Raw genomic sequence first — 17623 nt, 5'->3', positions numbered from 1 at the left:
AAGCCGAAGGGCCTGTGAACGAGAACCCGCAACCCCTGCACACGCTGCTCGAACTGCTCGACCTGGAGCGGATCGAGCAGGACATCTTCCGCGGCATCAGCCGGCTGGCGGTCGTCCCCAGGGTGTTCGGCGGCCAGGTCGCCGCACAGGCCCTGGTCGCCGCAGGCCGTACCGTGCCCGAGGAGCGCGCCGCGCACTCACTGCACGCGTACTTCCTGCGGCCGGGCGACCCCGGCGCGCCGATCGTCTACCAGGTCGACCGCATCCGTGACGGCCGCTCCTTCACCACCCGGCGGGTCGTCGCCATCCAGCACGGCCAGCCGATCTTCCACCTCTCGGCCTCCTTCCAGACCTACGAGGACGGCCTTGAGCACCAGGAGCCGATGCCGTCCGCGCCCGACCCCGAGACACTGCCGGTCTCCGACGACCTGCTGCCCGCGCACGCGGACCTCTTCCCCGACCCGACGATCATCGATCGCATCCTGGAGGCGCGCGCGGCCGTCGACCTGCGCTACGTCGAGGACCCGCCCTTCCTCAGCGCCGGAACCCCCCGTGAACCGCGCTCCCAGGTGTGGTTCCGCACCCGTGGCAAGATCGCCGACGACCCGCTGCTGCACGTGTGTCTCGCCACCTATGTGTCGGACATGACGCTGCTCGACTCGGTGCTCCTGGCGCACGGGCGTGGCGGCTGGGCCCTGGGTGACGTGGTCGGCGCGAGTCTGGACCACGCCATGTGGTTCCACCGGCCCTTCCGCGCCGACGAATGGCTGCTCTACGACCAGCAGAGCCCGTCGGCCTCGGGCGGCAGGGGCCTCGGCACGGCCCGTATCTACACGCAGGACGGCCGGCTGGCGGTGTCGGTGATCCAGGAGGGCCTGGTCCGGGTACCGCGCGCCTGAGGGCGATGCGCGTCCCCTGGGAGTCCCCGGATGAGGGCCCAGAGGGCTCAGGCCCGGCCCCTGCGCACCCGCGGCCGCCGGACGCGTGACTCCGGCTGACGCGCCGCGGCTCCACGCCCCTCCGCCCCGGTGTTCAGCCCGGCCGCGGCCAGCAGATAGGCGGTCATGGGCTCGTAGTGGTGCGGCGGCACATTGTCGTCGAGCGGCACGCTCACCAGGAGGCTGCCCTCGGACTCCCCGACGAAGAGCGCCGGGTCGTTGCAGTCGGCGAACCCGACCGTGTCGATGCCGCGGCTGCCCGCGTACCCGGCCCACCCGTGGTCGGCGATCACCAGGTCGGGCAGCGGCTCCCCGTTGCGCACCAAGGCGTCGAGGATCTCCCGCATGGGGTCCGGCGAGTGGGTGTGCACCAGGCCGCCCGCCCGGTGCAGCATGAACACGCCCGCCAGATGACGTATCTCGCCGCTGTCCGCGTACAGGTGCTCGGCGGCTGCGACCACCGGGCAGCCGGCCTCGCGCAGCGCGTGCGCCAGCGCCTGGTGCACCGCGGACAGCCCGGCGGGGTGCCCGGTCGCCAGCAGCACCCGTGAGCCGTTCTCCGCCGCCTTGTGCAGCACCGCGGCCATACGGTCCAGGCCGTCGATCGTCAGCTCCGGGTCGATGGTGTCCTGCCCGTGCAGGTGCTCGGGATCGGCGACGACCCCGCACCGCTCGACCATCAGACCGAGCACCGCGGAGGCGTCGTTCCAGCGGTCGCCCAGCTCCAGACCGAGCCAGTAGTAGCGATTGCCCTCGGCGAGCTCGCGGTAGTGGTCGAGGTTGTTCTCGCGGCTGGTGGCCACGTCCCCGGCTATCCGGGTGCGTACCAGGTGAGCGACGAGGGCCGAGCGGGTGGGAGCGGAGGGCGCGGGAAACATGGGCATGCGCACATTGTCCCGCTCCGCGGTCGGGGTGTGCGGCGTCCGCGCGATCGACGCCGAGGCGTAATCGGGGCGCCCGATTGGAGGAAACGTACATTTCGGCGGCGCCGACGGGCCACGTAGGGTCGGCCGGGCACCTATCCGTGCGAAAACCGCGTCCCGGACACGCACCGCACCCCGTGCGACGTCCGCCGAGCAGCACCGCAGAGAAGAGGCACCATGAGCAGCGCCACGCCGCCGCGCGGCCCCGTCGACTCGTCGCGTGTCCCGCGCTACGCGGGGCCCGCGACCTTCGCCCGGCTGCCGCGTCTGGACGAGGTCGGCGCCGCGGACGTCGCCGTGGTCGGAGTGCCCTTCGACGCCGGGGTGTCGTACCGGCCCGGCGCCCGCTTCGGCGGCAACGCGATCCGGGAGGCGTCCCGGCTGCTGCGCCCGTACAACCCGGCCCAGGACGCCTCGCCCTTCGCGCTCGCCCAGGTCGCGGACGCCGGTGACATCGCGGCCAACCCGTTCGACATCAACGAGGCCGTCGAGACCATCGAGGCGGCCGCCGACGGCCTGCTCGGCACCGGCGCCCGCCTGATGACGCTGGGCGGCGACCACACCATCGCGCTTCCGCTGCTGCGCGCGGTCGCCCGCAGGCACGGGCCGGTGGCGCTGCTGCACTTCGACGCGCACCTGGACACCTGGGACACGTACTTCGGCGCGGCCTACACGCATGGGACGCCTTTCCGGCGGGCCGTCGAGGAGGGCATCCTCGACACCTCCGCGCTGTCGCACGTCGGCACCCGCGGGCCGCTGTACGGCAAGAAGGACCTGAACGACGACGAGAAGATGGGCTTCGGCATCGTGACCTCGGCTGACGTGATGCGCCGAGGGGTGGACGAGGTCGCGCAGCAGCTCCGGGAGCGGATCGGCGACCGGCCGCTGTACGTCTCGGTCGACATCGACGTGCTTGACCCCGCGCACGCGCCCGGCACCGGCACCCCGGAGGCCGGCGGGCTCACCTCGCGCGAACTGCTGGAGATCCTCCGCGGCCTGTCCGGCTGCCGGCTCGTCTCGGCCGATGTCGTGGAGGTCGCCCCGGCCTACGACCACGCCGAGATCACCTCGGTCGCGGCCTCGCACACCGCGTACGAACTGACGACGATCATGTCCCGGCAGATCGCGGCGGCACGCTGAGCCGGTCCGGGCCCGGCCGGGGAACCGGCCGTTTTCACCCGAAGGGATTACGACCAAGGTCGCACTCTTGTGCGACCTTGGTCGTTGGTTTTGTTGCGGGAGGATGAAATGCGCAGTCCAGCACGTTGCAGCCTCGCGTAACGGATGAGCGGTGACACGGACGACAGACAATCGGTGGGAGGACCGCGTGACGACGGCGAGACCGGTGACGGCGGTGAAGGACGACCCGGGGCGGGGGTGGCTCCGGCGGATCGGGGCGTACTGCTGGAGGTACCGGCGCGATGTGAGCCTGGCGCTCGGCGCGTCCCTGGGCGGCATGGCGGTCACCGCCCTGGTCCCGCTGGTCCCCAAGCTGATCATCGACGATGTCATCGTCAAGCACGACAAGCCGCTCGCCCCATGGGCGTTCGCCCTGATCGCCGCCGCACTCGTGGTCTACGTACTGACCTATGTGCGGCGCTATTACGGCGGGCGGCTCGCCCTCGACGTGCAGCACGACCTGCGCAACGACATGTTCCGCTCGATCATGCGGCTCGACGGCCGCCGCCAGGACGAGTTGAGCACCGGTCAGGTCGTCGGGCGGGCCACCAGCGACCTGCAGCTGATCCAGGGGCTGCTGTTCATGTTCCCGGTCATGATCGGCAACCTGCTGCTCTTCGTGCTCTCGCTCGTCGTCATGCTGGTGCTCTCACCCCTGCTCACCCTGGTCGCCCTCGCGGTCGCCCCCGCCCTGTGGTTCATCGCCAACCGCTCACGTCAGCGGCTCTTCCCCGCCACCTGGTACGCCCAGGGACAGGCGGCGGCCGTCGCCGGGATCGTGGACGGATCGGTCACCGGGGTGCGTGTCGTGAAGGGCTTCGGCCAGGAGCGGCAGGAGATGACCAAGCTGGAGACGGTCAGCCGCAAGCTGTTCGCGGGCCGGCTGCGCACGATCCGGCTCACCGCCCGCTACACGCCCGCCCTCCAGGCGGTGCCCTCCTTCGGCCAGATCGGCATGCTGGCGCTCGGCGGCTGGATGGCCACCCGCGGCCAGATCACCCTCGGCACCTTCGTCGCCTTCTCCACCTACCTGGCGCAGCTCACCGGCCCGGTCCGGATGCTCACCATGATGCTCACCGTCGGCCAGCAGGCCCGGGCCGGCGTGGAGCGGGTGCTCGAACTCGTCGACACCGTACCGACCCTGGAAGAGGGCACGAAGACGCTGCCCGCGGGCGCGCCCGCCACCGTCGACTTCGACCACGTCACCTTCGGGTACAGCGAGGACCGCCCGGTCCTGGACGGCTTCGACCTGAGCATCGCGCCCGGCGAGAAGGTCGCGGTCGTCGGCGCCTCGGGCTCCGGCAAGTCCACCGTCTCCCTGCTGCTGCCGCGTCTGTACGACGTCACCGGCGGAGCCGTGCGCATCGGCGGCACCGACGTACGGGAGCTGACCTTCGACTCGCTGCGGTCCGCGATCGGCATGGTGCCCGAGGACAGCTTCCTGTTCTCCGACACCGTGCGCGCCAACATCGCCTACGGGAAGCCGGACGCCACCGACGAGGAGGTCTTCGCCGCCACCCGCGCGGCCCAGGCGCACGGCTTCATCTCCGCCCTGCCCGACGGCTACGGGACGGTGGTCGGCGAGCAGGGTCTGACGCTCTCCGGCGGCCAGCGCCAACGGGTCGCCCTGGCCCGGGCGATCCTCACCGACCCCCGGCTTCTGCTGCTCGACGACGCCACCTCGGCGGTCGACGCCCGGGTGGAGGCCGAGATCTTCGACGCCTTGCGCCAGGTGATGCGCGGCCGTACGACACTGCTCATCGCCCACCGCCGTTCGACGCTGGCGCTCGCCGACCGGATCGCGGTCCTCGACGCCGGACGACTGGCCGATGTGGGCACCCACGAGGAACTGGAGGCACGCAGCCCGCTGTACCGGGCGCTGCTCACCGACCCGGACGCCCTCGGCGCGGACGTGCGCGCACTCGACCCGGCCGGAGCCGCGGTCCGCGACGGGCGATGTACCGGGGACGGCCCGGATGCCGTCGACCGCCTGATCGCGGACGCGGAGGAGGCCGTGGCGGCCGCGGACACCCCGGCGGACCCGGCGGGGGACACCGGAGGCGTCACCGCGGAGCTGTGGCCGGAGGACCGGCGGACGGCCGACGCCGGGCAGCCGGGCGGCGCTGTCCCGGGCACGCAGGTCGGGGCCGTCGCGCCGCGCGGCGGGCCGGGCCCCGGCGGCATGGCAAGGGCACTGGCCGGTATGCCCGCGACACCGGAACTGCTCGCCAAGGTGGCCGCGTTGCCGCCCGCGCTCGACACCCCGGAGGTGGACGAGGAGCGGGCCAGATCGGCCGACCACGCGTTCGGGCTGGGCAGCCTGCTGCGCGGATTCCGTACGCCGCTGACGCTCAGTCTGCTGCTGGTGGCGGTCGACGCCGTCGCGGGACTGCTGCTTCCGGTGCTGATCAGGCACGGTATCGACGCGGGGGTGCGGCAGGCCGCGCTCGGCGCGGTCTGGGCCGCCTCGCTGCTCGGCCTTGCCCTGGTGATCGCCCAGTGGGCGGCGGAGTGGGGCTCGACGGTGCTCACCGGCCGGACCGGCGAACGCGTCCTGTACACGCTGCGCGTCAAGATCTTCGCCCAACTGCACCGGCTCGGCCTCGACTACTACGAGCGCGAGCTGTCCGGCCGCATCATGACCCGGATGACCACCGATGTGGACGCCCTGTCCACGTTCCTGCAGACCGGGCTGGTCACCGCGCTGGTCAGCCTCCTCTCCTTCATCGGCATCCTGGTGGCGCTGCTCGCGATCGACGTCCAGCTCGCCGTAATGGTCTTCGCCACGCTGCCGCTGCTGGTGATCGGCACCTGGATCTTCCGCCGCAAGTCGGTGAAGGCGTACGAACTCGCCCGTGAGCGGGTCGCCGTGGTCAACGCCGACCTGCAGGAGCACGTCGCCGGACTCCGTGTCGTCCAGGCGTTCCGCGGCGAGCAGCACGGCGCCGACCGCTTCCGGGGCCGCAGCGACGACTACCGGCGGGCCCGGGTCCGCGGACAGTTCCTGATCTCGGTGTACTTCCCGTTCGTCCAACTGCTCTCCAGCGCGGCCGCGGCCCTGGTGCTGATCGTCGGCGCGCACCGGGTGAGCGCGGGCACCCTGACTGCGGGCGCCCTGGTGGCGTATCTGCTCTACATCGACCTGTTCTTCTCACCCGTTCAGCAGCTTTCGCAGGTCTTCGACGGCTATCAGCAGGCGACCGTGTCGCTGGGCCGCATCCGTGAACTGCTGCGGGAGCCCACCACCACCCCGGCCGCCGTCTCCCCGCGCCCGGTCGGACGGCTGCGCGGCGAGATCGTCTTCCGCGACCTGCACTTTCGTTACGGCGGCTCGGAGGGGGCCGAGGCGCTGGCCGGTATCGACCTGCGGATACCCGCGGGGCAGACGGTCGCCTTCGTCGGAGAGACCGGCGCGGGCAAGTCCACGCTGGTCAAGATGGTCGCTCGGTACTACGACCCGACCGACGGCGCGGTGCTGGTGGACGGTGACGACATCCGCGAACTCGACCTGACCGACTACCGCCGTCAGCTCGGCGTCGTACCCCAGGAGCCGTACCTGTTCGCCGGCACCGTGCGCGACGCCATCGCGTACGGGCGGATGGACGCGACCGACGCCGAAGTCGAGGCGGCCGCGCGGGCGGTGGGCGCGGACGCGATGATCGCGACCCTGGACGGCGGCTATCTGCACGAGGTCGCCGAACGGGGCCGCAATCTGTCGGCGGGACAGCGGCAGTTGATCGCGCTGGCCCGGGCCGAGCTGGTGGACCCCGCGATCCTGCTGCTGGACGAGGCCACCGCGGCTCTCGACCTGGCGAGCGAGGCCCTGGTCAACCAGGCTGCGGACCGGCTGGCCGTCCGCCGTACGACGCTGGTCGTCGCGCACCGGCTGAGCACCGCCGCCCGGGCCGACCGGGTCGTGGTGCTCGATCACGGGCGCATCGTGGAGGACGGTACGCACGAGTCGCTGCTGGCACGCGGCGGGCGGTACGCCGAGCTGTGGCGGACCTTCACCGGCGAGGTACGGGCGACGGTCTGACGCCCGGTCGGCCGCGTCCGCCGGTCACCGCGCTCAGTAACGCAGTCCGTGGCCGATCGGGTAAAGGGCCGTCGCCGGGTCGTCGGCGCGGGGGACCGCGACCGGCAGCCGTCCGGTCGGGGACACCGCGCCCGCGATGATCCGCGCGGCGGCCCGCAGCGAGACATCGGTCCAGCCGTAGGTCGCCAGCGACGCGGCCACGGGCGGAAGATGGGCGATGTCGTACGGGTTGCGGATCGCGAGCTGGACGACGGGGACACCGCCGGCCACCAGAGCGGTGACGAGCGCGATCTGCTCGGGCGCGGCTGAGGTCACGTCGTAGGTGGTGACGACCACGGCGTCCTTGCCGCGGGCGGCGGCCACCGCCTGGTCGATGAGGTCCCGGCCGGGAGCGGTGCCCGTGGACAGCGCCTGCGCGGGGTGGCCGAGGGCGGTGAGCGCCCGCGCGAGGACGGTGGTCGGCGGGCCGCCCGTGCCGGAAGGGGAGGCCGGATCGGCGCCGACCACCAGGAGCCTTCGGCGGGAGCGCCGGGGGAAGGGCAGCAGCCGGGCGTCGTTGGAGAGCAGGGTGACACCGCGGTCGGTGATCCGGTCGGCGGCCGCGAGGTGGGTCCGGGTGCCGACCACCCGTTCCACTCCCGCGTGCGTGACGAACGGGTTCGTGAACAGGCCGTTGCGCAGCTTCAGTCCGAGAATCCGGGTCAGTGAGGCCGCGATCCGCTCCTCGGTCAGCTCCCCGGATCTCACCGCGTCGAGCACGCCACGATAGGCGACGTCCAGCAGGGGCGGGTTGAGCAACTGGTCCGCGCCCGCCTTCAGGGCGAGCACCGGCACCCGGTCGTCGCCGTACCTCTCGCGCACACCCGCCATGCCGAGCGAGTCGGTGACCACCACGCCGTCGTAACCGAGCTGTTGGCGCAGGACGCCGGTGAGGATGGGGCGCGAGAGGGTCGCCGGGTCCCCGGAGTCGTCGAGCGCGGGGACCACGATGTGCGCCGTCATGATCGAGTCGATGCCCGCCGCGATCGCGGCGCGGAACGGCGGAGCGTCGATCCGTTCCCACTGCTCCGGCGAGTGCCGGATGACGGGGAGTCCGAGATGGCTGTCGGTATCGGTGTCGCCGTGGCCGGGGAAGTGCTTGGCCGTGGCGGCGATTCCGGCGCCCTGGTAGCCCTTGACCTGTGCGGCGGCGAGGGCGGCCACCGCGTCGGGATCGGCTCCGAAGGAGCGGACGCCGATCACCGGGTTGGCCGGGTTGATGTTGACGTCGGAGACGGGGGAGTAGTTCTGGTTGACGCCCATGGCGGCGAGTTCGGTGCCGATGATCCGGGCCGCGGTGCGGGCGTCCCGGGCGCTGCCGCCGGCGCCCAGCGCCATGCCTCCGGCGAAGAGTGTGGCGGGCGCGCCGATCCGTTCGACGGCGCCCTGTTCCTGGTCGGTGGAGATCAGCAGCGGAACGGGCGTGCCGTGCGAGAGTCCGGCCCGCTGGATGCCGTTGGACAGGTCGGCGATCTGGTGCGGGCTCCGGGTGTTGTGCGCCCAGGCGAAGTAGATGATCCCGCCGAGGTGGTACTTGGCGATGAGCTCGTCGGCGTCGGAGACCCCGATCTCGCTCTGGTTGGCGGCCGCGTCGACGGGGTCCGGGCTGGTGGCGGAGGCCCCGTACACCCGCATCACGAACAACTGGCCGATCTTCTCCTCCAGGCTCATCCGCCGGATCAGCGTGTCGATCCGCCGACGGTCGAGGGCACTGAGGGAAGCACTACGTGCGGTGACCGAGGGAACCCCGGCGCCGAGCACGGCGGAGGTGGCCGCCGCAGCGGTGAGGACGGCACGGCGGGACGGGCGGTGGTGCATGACGAACTCCTTCCGGATGGAGGAGAGCGCACACATCCGGAAGAAGCCTCCGGACGTCCACGGACGACCGGGAGCTTTCCGCCGTCAATGACCCGGTCGCACCTTCGCCCGCCCTCCTCACAACACGAACAGTCCTGATCACCCCCCATGAAGCCGCGTCAGCCGAACGCGGGGTCGGCCGGTATGAGCGCCTTGGGCTCCGCGAACACCACCGTCACCACAAAAGGCGTCAGGCACTCCGGCGGCGGCTCCGGCTGGGAGACCCGTACTTTCAGCACATCGCCCGACCTGGTCAGCGTCGCGCTGGTGGCGGCGCTGCAACCGGTCGTCGCCGTCCAGCCGACCAGGACGTAGCGCGAGAAGTTCGTCGTCCCGCTCGCGGCCACGATCTCCGCCGCCGCCTTCGGATCGTTCGGCGCGGCCCGGCCGACGAACCGGTCGAGTTCCCCTCGGTCGCGCAGTACCTCGTGCACTCCCGCGACAACCCGCGCCGAGGAGGAGAAGTAGGCCACCCAGGCGCTGACCTTCTTGCCGTCGGAACCGGCCGGGCCCGGCGGTTCCAGCACCACCGCGGGCGAGGTGCCGTCTATTGGATGAATGCCGGGACCGCCGCTGTGCGGCTGCCGGCCGCAGGCAGCGGTCAACATGGTCAGGGATACGGCCAGCACCGTGGCCGTGAGGACTCCGCGCAGCTTCGCCGTCAGCATGCCGATGGGACGGGCCGCGCCACGGACCGGTTCCGTACGGCGGCCGGCCGGCCACCGTCGGCGGTGCGGACATCGTGGGCGCATGCCCTGATCATCACCGGTCCGCGCCCGATCGGACCGCAGCCGGCCAGTGCGCCCGCAGCGTGTCGACGGCCACCGCGATCGACGGCCTGCGTGACGCGCCCGCGCGCCACAAGGCGTACAGCCGCCGTACCGGCGCCGGTTCCAGCGCCACCACGCTCACTCCCTCGGGTATCGGCCCGCGTCCCAGCCGCGGTACCAGCGCGATACCGAGCCCCGCCTGGACCAGCGCCACCTGGGTGCGGTACTCGCCGACCTGATACGCCAGATCGGGTTCCGTGCCCGACTCCCGCAGTGTCCGCACCAGCCATTCGTGGCACACCGAACCGGACGGCTGGCAGATCCACCGCTCCCGCGCCACATCGGCCCGCACCAACGACTGCCGTGCGGCCAGCGGATGGCCCACGGGCACCAGCACATCGCACCGGTCGTCCCCGATGACCGCCCGCTCCAGCCCCTCCGGCGCGGGCAGCGGCGCGATGTCCCAGTCGTGCGCCACCGCCAGGTCCACGGCACCGCGGGCCGCCAACTCCACCGAGACATGGGAGTCCACCTCGGTCAGCCGCAGGTCCAGCGCCGGATACGCGGCCGCCAGTGAGGCCAGCACCGGAGGAAGCAGCCCACAGGCCGCGGTCGGGAAGGCCGCCACCGACAACCGCCCGGTCGGCCGGCCGCGCTGCTCCTCCAGCGCGACCTCGGCCGCCTCCACGATCGCCATCAGCCGCTGCGCCGTCGCGACCAGCAGCTCCGCCGCGTCGGTGAGCGCCACCCCGCGTCCCTGACGCTCCAGCAGCACCGTCCCGGTCTCCCGCTCCAGCTTGGCGATCTGCTGGGACACCGCCGACGGCGTGTAACCGAGCGCCGCGGCCGCCGCGCCCACCGAACCGTGGGTGTGCACGGCGTGCAGCGCCCTCAGCCGCCCCAGATCGAGCATCTGACCCCCCTTTCGTCCGTTCCCGTACCTCCCCGCTTCCGTGTCTGTCAGGCCGACTCGGAGAGCAGCCGCGACAGATGCTCCCGCGCCGGACCCAGCAGCCCGGCCAGATCCGCGGCCTGGCCGAACCACCGCTTCTCGTACTCCCAGCAGAGCCAACCGTCCCAGTCCGCCCTGCTGAGCACCTCGACCGTCTCGGCGAGTGGCAGCACTCCCGCCCCCAGCGGCAGCGGGGTGGTGTCGACAGCCGAGGCGATGTCCTTGACCTGGACATAGCCCAAGTAGGGCGCGAGCACCGGATACGTCACCGACGGCTGCTCCCCGGCCAGCCAGGTGTGCATCACGTCCCAGATCGCCCCGATGGCCCGATGTCCCACCGTGCCCAGCACCCGGGCCACGTCCGCGCCTCCCCGGTGCGAGTCGTGCGTCTCCAGCAGCACCCGCACCCCGAGGTCGTCGGCGACGGGTGCTACCGCCGCGAGCCTGCGCGCGGCGCGGGCGTCCGCCTCCTGCGGGCTCGCGTCCCCGCCGCCGGGGAAGACCCGGACGAAGGACGCTCCCAGGTCGGCCGCGAGCGTCATCGCCGCCCCGACCTCTTCCAGGACCGGGTTGTCGTCCCCCGGCGCGGCCACCTTGGCGTAGGCGGCCACTGCCAGGATCTCGATCCCGGCCTCGGCGAACTGCCCGGCGACACGGGCCCGTTCACCGGCCGACAGCCCGGTGTGCACCGGTTCCTCATCGCTCGCGCGCAGTTCGACGCCGTGGTAGCCGTGCTCTGCGGCGAGCCGTACCACCTGGTCGATGGGCAGGGCGGGGACTCCCAGAGTGGAGAAGGCGAGTTTCATTCGCCGGACACTAGGCACCGGGTGAAGTCCGGTCAAACGGGATCGGTCCCGGACAGCGCCCTGTTCACGCGCCACCTCCGCCCTTCGGGGAACTGCGCCGACGCCTGGTCGCAGCGCCACCAGCCGGGTGTCGCCCTCGGATGCTCTCCCGCCGCGACAAGGCCGGTGGTGTCCACCACCCGTTCGGCGGGTACCGCGCGTGCGTCCAGTCGGCGCAGAGAGCCGGGCATGTCCGCCCCCACGCCTGACGGGCTGTCAGGAGTGCGGCAGCCGGGCCGCCTGGCGCCGAATGCCAAGGTGTCCTACAGCACCAGGCGCCAGTCCTGGCCCACGAGCTGCCGGCCGAAGCTGTGATGCGGCCGCTCGGCGACGAGTTCGAAACCCGCGCGCTGATAGATCCTGCGGGCGTCGGTCAGTACGTCATTGGTCCACAGGACGAGTTCGGAGTAGGCGGCCTTGCGGGCGAATTCGACGCAGGAATCCACCAGCCGCCCGCCTATGCCGTGGCCCCGCGCCACCGGATCGACCAGCAGCAGCCGAAGCCGTGCCGTGTCCGGTGCCTCGTCACGCACGCAGAAGACACAACCGGCCCTTCGGCCGTCGAGTTCGGCAACCCACATGGCCTCGCGCCGCGGATCACGGGTGGTGGCGAAGTCCGCGACGATGCGCGCGACCAGTGCCTCGTACTCCTCGTTCCAGCCGAACTCGGTCGCGTAGACCTCGGCATTGCGCTCGACGGCCCAGCCCAGGTCGCCGGGGCGCGGGCCGCGCAGGACGACCCGCGGCACGGCATCGGCCCGTCCGTCGTCGTGCAGTATCTCGCGGACGGTACGCATCGCCTCGGTCAGACGCGACCGGTCGTCCGCCGGTATCCGGCCGAGCAGACCGCCCACGGCTTCCTCGGAGCGCTCCTCCAGCAGCGAGGCGGCCTCCCGACCACGCGTGGTCAGCGCGATCCGCTGCCGCCTGGCGTCCTGCGCGGAGGGCCCGCGCGTGACGAGCTGCTGCTCCTCGAACTTCGCGAGCATCCGGCTGAGATGGCCCGCGTCCAGCGACAACTCCACCCGCAGATCCGCCGCGTCGGTGCGGGGCACGTGCGCCAACTCGTACAGCACCCGTGCCTCGGTCAGCGTGAACGGCGTGTGCAGGTGGCGGCTGTAGTCGAGCGCGCCGATCAGATTGGTGTAAAAGCGGTTGAACTCGCGGATCTCCCGTACGGCCATGACCCACCTCCCGAATTTCCTTTGCCTGAGTCAAAGGTAGACCCGCGGTGCGACAGGGCGGAAGAGCCCGTTCCCGGCCTGTGGATAACTTCAGGAACCGCTGGTCGCCGGCGGTGCGGTGGACCCCCGGACCATCAGTTCGGTGGCGACGGTGGCGACTCCGCCCGGCGGTGGGGAGAGCCGGCCCATCACGAGCCGCCCGGCCCGTGTCCCGGCCTCCTGCAACGGAATGCGGACCGTGGTGAGCGCCGGGGAGGCGTCCACGCTGAACGGCAGATCGTCGAAGCCGGCCACCGACACATCGCCGGGAATACTCAGTCCACGGTCCCGCAGCGCCGCGCACACCCCGAGCGCCACCGTGTCGTTGGCGGCGACGACGGCCGTCACCTCCGGGTCCCTGCGCAGCAGTTCGAGCGTGGCGTCGTAGCCCGAGGCCCGGTCGTAACCGCCGTGCACCGTCAGCCGCTCGGCGTCCGCCCCCGCGCGCGTGTCCGGCCCCATGCCGTGGGCGGCCAGTGCCGCCCGGTGGCCCTCGAGGCGGTGCCGGGTCGTGCTGCGGTCGACCGGGCCGGTCACGTACCCGATCCGCCGATGCCCCAGCGACAGCAGGTGTTCCGTCAGCCGCCGCGCGCCCCCGCGGTTGTCGAAGGCGACCGTCATCAGCCCGAGCGAGGCATCCGGCAGCGTCAGGTGCGGGCGGCCGCACAGCACGATCCGGGTGCCGGAAGCGGCCAGCCGGGCCAGCCGGGCCGTGACCGCCGCCGTGTGCTCCTCGCTCTCGACGGCGCCGCCGGTGAGTACCACGCCCGCCGCGCGCTGGCGTTCGAGGAGGGTGAGATAGGTGAGTTCGGCCTCGGGCGACCCGCCGGTGTTGCAGACGACGGCGAGCTTCCCGCCGCCCGGCCGGGCTCCTCCCGCGCCGATCTCGCCCTGCAGGGCGCTGGCGATGAGGCCGAAGAACGGGTCGGCGACATCGTTGACCAGCACGCCGACGAGGTCGGAGGTGGCCGCGGCGAGTGCGCGGGCCTGTCCGTTGACGACGTAGTCCAGCTCCTCCACGGCCCGTTGGACGCGCTCCTTGGTGCTCCCGGCCACCGGGTAGTTGCCGTTGAGGACCCGGGAGACGGTCGCCGACGACACCCCGGCGCGCGCCGCGACATCGGCCAGAGTCACTGCCATCTCGGTCCGGTCCTCCTCTACGACAAGAGCCGTGCTGTCGGCGCGTCGGGCCGGATGGGCGACGTCGCATGCCGCGGCACATGCTCTCACCTCGGGGTCGAGTGGGGGAACGGCGGCATGCGGGAGGCGGGGATCAAATGGCAGAAAGCGCTTGCACTCGCATCCCGGGCAGTGTCTTGCCGAAGTCTCCTCTCGCGGTTAGCGTGAGAGGGAAGAAAGCGCTTGCTAAAGATCGCTGACTGCCATCGAACGCTTCACCTGGGAGAGGGCCCTATGACACGCAGGACAGTGCGGATCGCCATGAACGGCGTCACCGGACGCATGGGATACCGGCAGCACCTGGTCCGTTCTGTCCTGAGCCTGCGGGAACAGGGCGGGCTCGACCTCGGTGACGGCACGACGCTGTGGCCCGAGCCTGTCCTGGTCGGCAGGCGCGAGCACGCACTGCGCGCCATCGCCGAGCGGCACGGCATCGAGCGCTGGACCACCGATCTGGATTCCGTGCTGGCCGACCCGTCCGTCGAGATCTACTTCGACGCGCAGGTCACCTCGGCCCGGGAGTCAGCGGTCCGGCTGGCCATCGCGGCGGGCAAGCACATCTACTGCGAGAAGCCCACCGGCACCACGCTGGACGGCGCCCTGGAACTCGCCCGGCTCGCCACCGCGGCCGGCGTCAAGCACGGTGTGGTGCAGGACAAGCTCTTCCTGCCCGGCCTGGTCAAGCTCCGCCGCCTGATCGACGGCGGCTTCTTCGGCCGCATCCTGTCCGTGCGCGGCGAGTTCGGCTACTGGGTCTTCGAGGGCGATTGGCAGAGCGCCCAGCGCCCTTCGTGGAACTACCGGGCGCAGGACGGCGGCGGCATCGTGGCCGACATGTTCCCGCACTGGGAATACGTGCTCCACGAGCTGTTCGGCCGGGTCCGCAGCGTGCAGGCGCTCACCGCCACCCACATTCCGCAGCGCTGGGACGAGCAGGGCAAGCCGTACGACGCCACGGCGGACGACGCCGCCTACGGGATCTTCGAACTGGACAGCGGCGCCGTGGCGCAGATCAACTCGTCCTGGGCCGTTCGCGTCAATCGCGACGAACTGGTGGAGTTCCAGGTCGACGGCACCCACGGCTCCGCGGTCGCCGGGCTGCGCAACTGCCGGGCCCAGCACCGCTCCACCACCCCCAAACCGGTGTGGAATCCGGATCTGCCCGTCACCGAGCCCTTCCGCGACCAGTGGCAGGAGGTCCCCGACAACGCCGAGTTCGACAACGGCTTCAAGGCGCAGTGGGAGCTGTTCCTCCGGCATGTGGCGCTGGACGAGCCCTGGCGCTGGGACCTTCTGGCCGGAGCTCGTGGGGTGCAGCTCGCCGAACTCGGTCTGAAGTCCTCGGCGGAGGGCCGCCGCATCGATGTGCCGGAGCTGTCGCTGTGACCATCCTGCTGCCCGGCGCGTCGGGCGAATCGCATCCCTATGTGCCGCGTTCGGAGTCCGCCTCCTTTGCGGCGAATCCGCCGCTGCGCAGCCGGGTGGTGTACTCGGCCGCGCATGTCGTGGCCGATCCGCTGCGGACCGCGGCCGACGCCCCGGTGGCCGTCGACTGGGACGCCACCCTCGCCTTCCGCCGTCATCTGTGGGCCCACGGGCTCGGCGTGGCCGAGGCGATGGACACCGCCCAGCGCGGCATGGGCCTGGACTGGGCCGGGGCCGCCGAACTGATCCGCAGGTCCTCGGCCGAGGCGAGCTCCGTCGGGGGGCGGATCGCGTGCGGTGTCGGCACCGACCAGCTGACCGGTCCGGCGGCCACGCTCGCGGAGGTCACAGCCGCCTACGAGGAGCAGTTGGCGCTTGTGGAAGCTGCCGGGTCCCAGGCCGTCCTGATGGCGTCCCGCGCGCTGGCTGCCGTCGCCAAGGGCCCGGACGACTACCTGGAGGTGTACGGGCACCTACTGCGGCAGTCCTCCGACCGGGTGATCCTGCACTGGCTCGGTCCGATGTTCGACCCGGCCCTGGAGGGGTACTGGGGCAGCGGCGACCTCGACACGGCGACCGAGACCTTCCTCGACGTGATCGCCGCCCATCCGGACAAGGTCGACGGTGTCAAGATCTCGCTGCTGGACGCGGAGCGCGAGGTCGAGCTTCGCCGCCGCCTGCCCGCCGGGGTCCGCTGCTACACCGGCGACGACTTCCACTACCCCGAGCTGATCGAGGGTGACGAGCGCGGCTTCAGCCATGCCCTGCTCGGTATCTTCGACCCGCTCGCGCCCCTGGCGGCGGCGGCTGTCAGCCTCCTCGACACGGGAGACGCCGCGGGATTCCGCCGCGTCCTGGACCCCACCGTCGAACTGTCCCGGCACCTGTTCTGCCCACCGACCCGCTTCTACAAGACCGGTGTCGTGCTGCTGGCCTGGCTGGCCGGTCACCAGTCGCACTTCACCATGGTGGGCGGTCTGCAATCGGCGCGTTCGCTGCCGCATCTGGCGCGCGCGTACGAACTCGCGGACCGTATCGGCCTGTTCCCCGATCCGGCGCTCGCCGAGGCCCGGATGCGCCATCTGCTCGCCGTGTACGGAGTCGACGCATGACCCACGCGCCCAAGAGCCAAAGCCCCGCGACCCGGGACGCCATGACCGAGGACGCCGGAGCCGCCGGAACACCCCCTGACTTCGCCCGGCTCAGCATCAACCAGGAGACCGTCAAGCAGTGGTCCCTGCCCGAACTCGCCGAGGGCTGCGCGGCTGCCGGGGTCACCTCGGTCGGGCTGTGGCGGGCCCCGGTCCAGGAGTACGGCGTCGAGCGTGCCGCGCGGCTGATGCGGGACAGCGGGCTCACCGTCACATCACTGTGCCGCGGCGGCTTCTTCACCGTGGCCGACCCCGGGCTCCGCGCGCGGGCGCTGGACGACAACCGGGCGGCGATCGACGAGGCGGCCGGCCTGGGGACCGGCACGCTCGTTCTGGTCTCCGGGGGCCTGCCCGAAGGCGACCGTGACATCGCTGCGGCCAGGGAGCGGGTCGCGGAGGCGATCGGAACCCTGGCGCCGTACGCGGCCGAACGCGGGGTGCGTCTCGCGATCGAACCACTGCATCCGATGTACGCCTCCGACCGGTGCGTGATCTCCACTCTCGGCCAGGCCCTGGACATCGCCGAATGCTTCCCCCCGGACCGGGTCGGCGTCGTCGTGGACACCTACCACCTGTGGTGGGACGACCTCGCGCCCGCCGGCATCGCTCGGGCGGGAGCCGGCGGACGGATCGCCGCCTTCCAAGTGGCCGACTGGGTGACGCCGCTGCCCGAAGGCGTGCTGCTGGGCCGTGGACAGCTCGGCGACGGATGTGTGGACCTTCGCGGCTTCCGCGAGCGGGTCGACGCGGCGGGCTATCGCGGCGCGGTGGAGGTGGAGATCTTCAGCCCGGCGTTGTGGGCCCGGGACGGCGGCGAGGTGGTCGCCGAGATCGCCGACCGGTACCGGCGGCACGTCCTTTAAAAGATCTTGAGAAATTCGGCGCCCGTAGTACAACCCTTCCGGGCGACGGCGTGTCGTACATGGCATCACGGCTCCTGGGAGGGGTTCGAGGAGCCAAGAGGGTAGGTACGCCCGAGGGGGGCTTCGGGGGTAGTGGGGGGAACGCGAAAGGGGTCCGGCCTCGTGCCGGACCCCTTTCGTCTGCCCTGGCGGGCGCGCGGAACGAGTTGTCCACAGGCGGACGGCGTCGGCTCAGCGCGCTGT

The 17623-nt window shown here is 71.9% G+C and carries 13 protein-coding genes; 6 read left to right on the top strand and 7 right to left on the bottom strand.

Features of this window, described 5'->3' with window-relative positions:
- Nucleotides 1–14 precede the first annotated feature (14 nt).
- Nucleotides 15–899, top strand: coding sequence for an acyl-CoA thioesterase (locus OHA30_RS10955; protein WP_328913629.1), 885 nt, complete (start codon nucleotides 15–17; stop codon nucleotides 897–899).
- 47 nt (nucleotides 900–946) lie between these two features.
- Here OHA30_RS10955 and OHA30_RS10950 read toward each other — a convergent pair whose 3' ends face one another.
- Nucleotides 947–1822, bottom strand: a complete 876-nt coding sequence (locus tag OHA30_RS10950; RefSeq protein ID WP_328913628.1) for a phosphatase — start codon at nucleotides 1820–1822, stop codon at nucleotides 947–949.
- A 216-nt stretch (nucleotides 1823–2038) separates the two neighbouring features.
- Between OHA30_RS10950 and speB the strand changes: the two genes are divergently transcribed.
- Nucleotides 2039–3001 carry an agmatinase gene (speB, locus tag OHA30_RS10945; RefSeq protein WP_328913627.1) on the top strand — a complete coding sequence of 321 codons (963 nt, stop codon included), beginning with the start codon at nucleotides 2039–2041 and terminating at the stop codon, nucleotides 2999–3001.
- Nucleotides 3002–3188: 187 nt separating this feature from the next.
- Complete coding sequence (locus OHA30_RS10940) at nucleotides 3189–7076, top strand: ABC transporter ATP-binding protein (RefSeq protein WP_328913626.1); 3888 nt, start codon at nucleotides 3189–3191, stop codon at nucleotides 7074–7076.
- A 33-nt stretch (nucleotides 7077–7109) separates the two neighbouring features.
- On the opposite strand, the gene OHA30_RS10935 is transcribed toward OHA30_RS10940, so the two are convergent.
- The 6 genes from OHA30_RS10935 to OHA30_RS10910 form a co-directional block, all read right to left on the bottom strand.
- Entirely contained in the window at nucleotides 7110–8933 is a 1824-nt protein-coding gene (locus tag OHA30_RS10935; protein WP_328913625.1) for a glycoside hydrolase family 3 protein, read from the bottom strand.
- Nucleotides 8934–9091: 158 nt separating this feature from the next.
- Entirely contained in the window at nucleotides 9092–9640 is a 549-nt protein-coding gene (locus OHA30_RS10930; RefSeq protein ID WP_328913624.1) for a hypothetical protein, read from the bottom strand.
- 94 nt (nucleotides 9641–9734) lie between these two features.
- Nucleotides 9735–10655: a LysR family transcriptional regulator gene (locus tag OHA30_RS10925; protein ID WP_328913623.1), complete on the bottom strand. Its 921-nt coding sequence runs from the start codon at nucleotides 10653–10655 to the stop codon at nucleotides 9735–9737.
- Between the two features lie 47 nt (nucleotides 10656–10702).
- Complete coding sequence (locus OHA30_RS10920) at nucleotides 10703–11500, bottom strand: sugar phosphate isomerase/epimerase family protein (RefSeq protein WP_328913622.1); 798 nt, start codon at nucleotides 11498–11500, stop codon at nucleotides 10703–10705.
- Between the two features lie 302 nt (nucleotides 11501–11802).
- Nucleotides 11803–12723, bottom strand: coding sequence for a bifunctional helix-turn-helix transcriptional regulator/GNAT family N-acetyltransferase (locus OHA30_RS10915; RefSeq protein ID WP_328913621.1), 921 nt, complete (start codon nucleotides 12721–12723; stop codon nucleotides 11803–11805).
- A 90-nt stretch (nucleotides 12724–12813) separates the two neighbouring features.
- Nucleotides 12814–13902: a LacI family DNA-binding transcriptional regulator gene (locus OHA30_RS10910; RefSeq protein ID WP_328913620.1), complete on the bottom strand. Its 1089-nt coding sequence runs from the start codon at nucleotides 13900–13902 to the stop codon at nucleotides 12814–12816.
- Nucleotides 13903–14175: 273 nt separating this feature from the next.
- On the opposite strand from OHA30_RS10910, the gene OHA30_RS10905 reads away from it, so the two are divergent.
- The 3 genes from OHA30_RS10905 to OHA30_RS10895 are packed head-to-tail and all read left to right on the top strand — an operon-like array spanning nucleotide 14176 to nucleotide 17380.
- Entirely contained in the window at nucleotides 14176–15327 is a 1152-nt protein-coding gene (locus tag OHA30_RS10905) for a Gfo/Idh/MocA family protein (RefSeq protein WP_328913619.1), read from the top strand.
- Complete coding sequence (locus OHA30_RS10900) at nucleotides 15324–16478, top strand: dihydrodipicolinate synthase family protein (RefSeq protein WP_328913618.1); 1155 nt, start codon at nucleotides 15324–15326, stop codon at nucleotides 16476–16478. The genes OHA30_RS10905 and OHA30_RS10900 overlap by 4 nt, the downstream gene beginning before the upstream one ends.
- Before the next feature lie 41 nt (nucleotides 16479–16519).
- Nucleotides 16520–17380 carry a sugar phosphate isomerase/epimerase family protein gene (locus OHA30_RS10895; RefSeq protein WP_328917818.1) on the top strand — a complete coding sequence of 287 codons (861 nt, stop codon included), beginning with the start codon at nucleotides 16520–16522 and terminating at the stop codon, nucleotides 17378–17380.
- Nucleotides 17381–17623: the final 243 nt, after the last annotated feature.

It is taken from the genome of Streptomyces sp. NBC_00223, assembly GCF_036199905.1.
Lineage (GTDB): Bacteria > Actinomycetota > Actinomycetes > Streptomycetales > Streptomycetaceae > Actinacidiphila.
This window is presented reverse-complemented; position numbering and strand designations above follow the sequence as displayed.

What these genes read in the sequence shown, in the direction of transcription:
- OHA30_RS10950 (WP_328913628.1), bottom strand. Translation starts at nt 1,822, where the DNA reads ATGCCCATGTTTCCCGCGCCCTCCGCTCCCACCCGCTCGGCCCTCGTC.
- speB (WP_328913627.1), top strand. Translation starts at nt 2,039, where the DNA reads ATGAGCAGCGCCACGCCGCCGCGCGGCCCCGTCGACTCGTCGCGTGTC.
- OHA30_RS10935 (WP_328913625.1), bottom strand. Translation starts at nt 8,933, where the DNA reads ATGCACCACCGCCCGTCCCGCCGTGCCGTCCTCACCGCTGCGGCGGCC.
- OHA30_RS10930 (WP_328913624.1), bottom strand. Translation starts at nt 9,640, where the DNA reads ATGCTGACGGCGAAGCTGCGCGGAGTCCTCACGGCCACGGTGCTGGCC.
- OHA30_RS10925 (WP_328913623.1), bottom strand. Translation starts at nt 10,655, where the DNA reads ATGCTCGATCTGGGGCGGCTGAGGGCGCTGCACGCCGTGCACACCCAC.
- OHA30_RS10920 (WP_328913622.1), bottom strand. Translation starts at nt 11,500, where the DNA reads ATGAAACTCGCCTTCTCCACTCTGGGAGTCCCCGCCCTGCCCATCGAC.
- OHA30_RS10915 (WP_328913621.1), bottom strand. Translation starts at nt 12,723, where the DNA reads ATGGCCGTACGGGAGATCCGCGAGTTCAACCGCTTTTACACCAATCTG.
- OHA30_RS10910 (WP_328913620.1), bottom strand. Translation starts at nt 13,902, where the DNA reads ATGGCAGTGACTCTGGCCGATGTCGCGGCGCGCGCCGGGGTGTCGTCG.
- OHA30_RS10905 (WP_328913619.1), top strand. Translation starts at nt 14,176, where the DNA reads ATGACACGCAGGACAGTGCGGATCGCCATGAACGGCGTCACCGGACGC.
- OHA30_RS10895 (WP_328917818.1), top strand. Translation starts at nt 16,520, where the DNA reads ATGACCGAGGACGCCGGAGCCGCCGGAACACCCCCTGACTTCGCCCGG.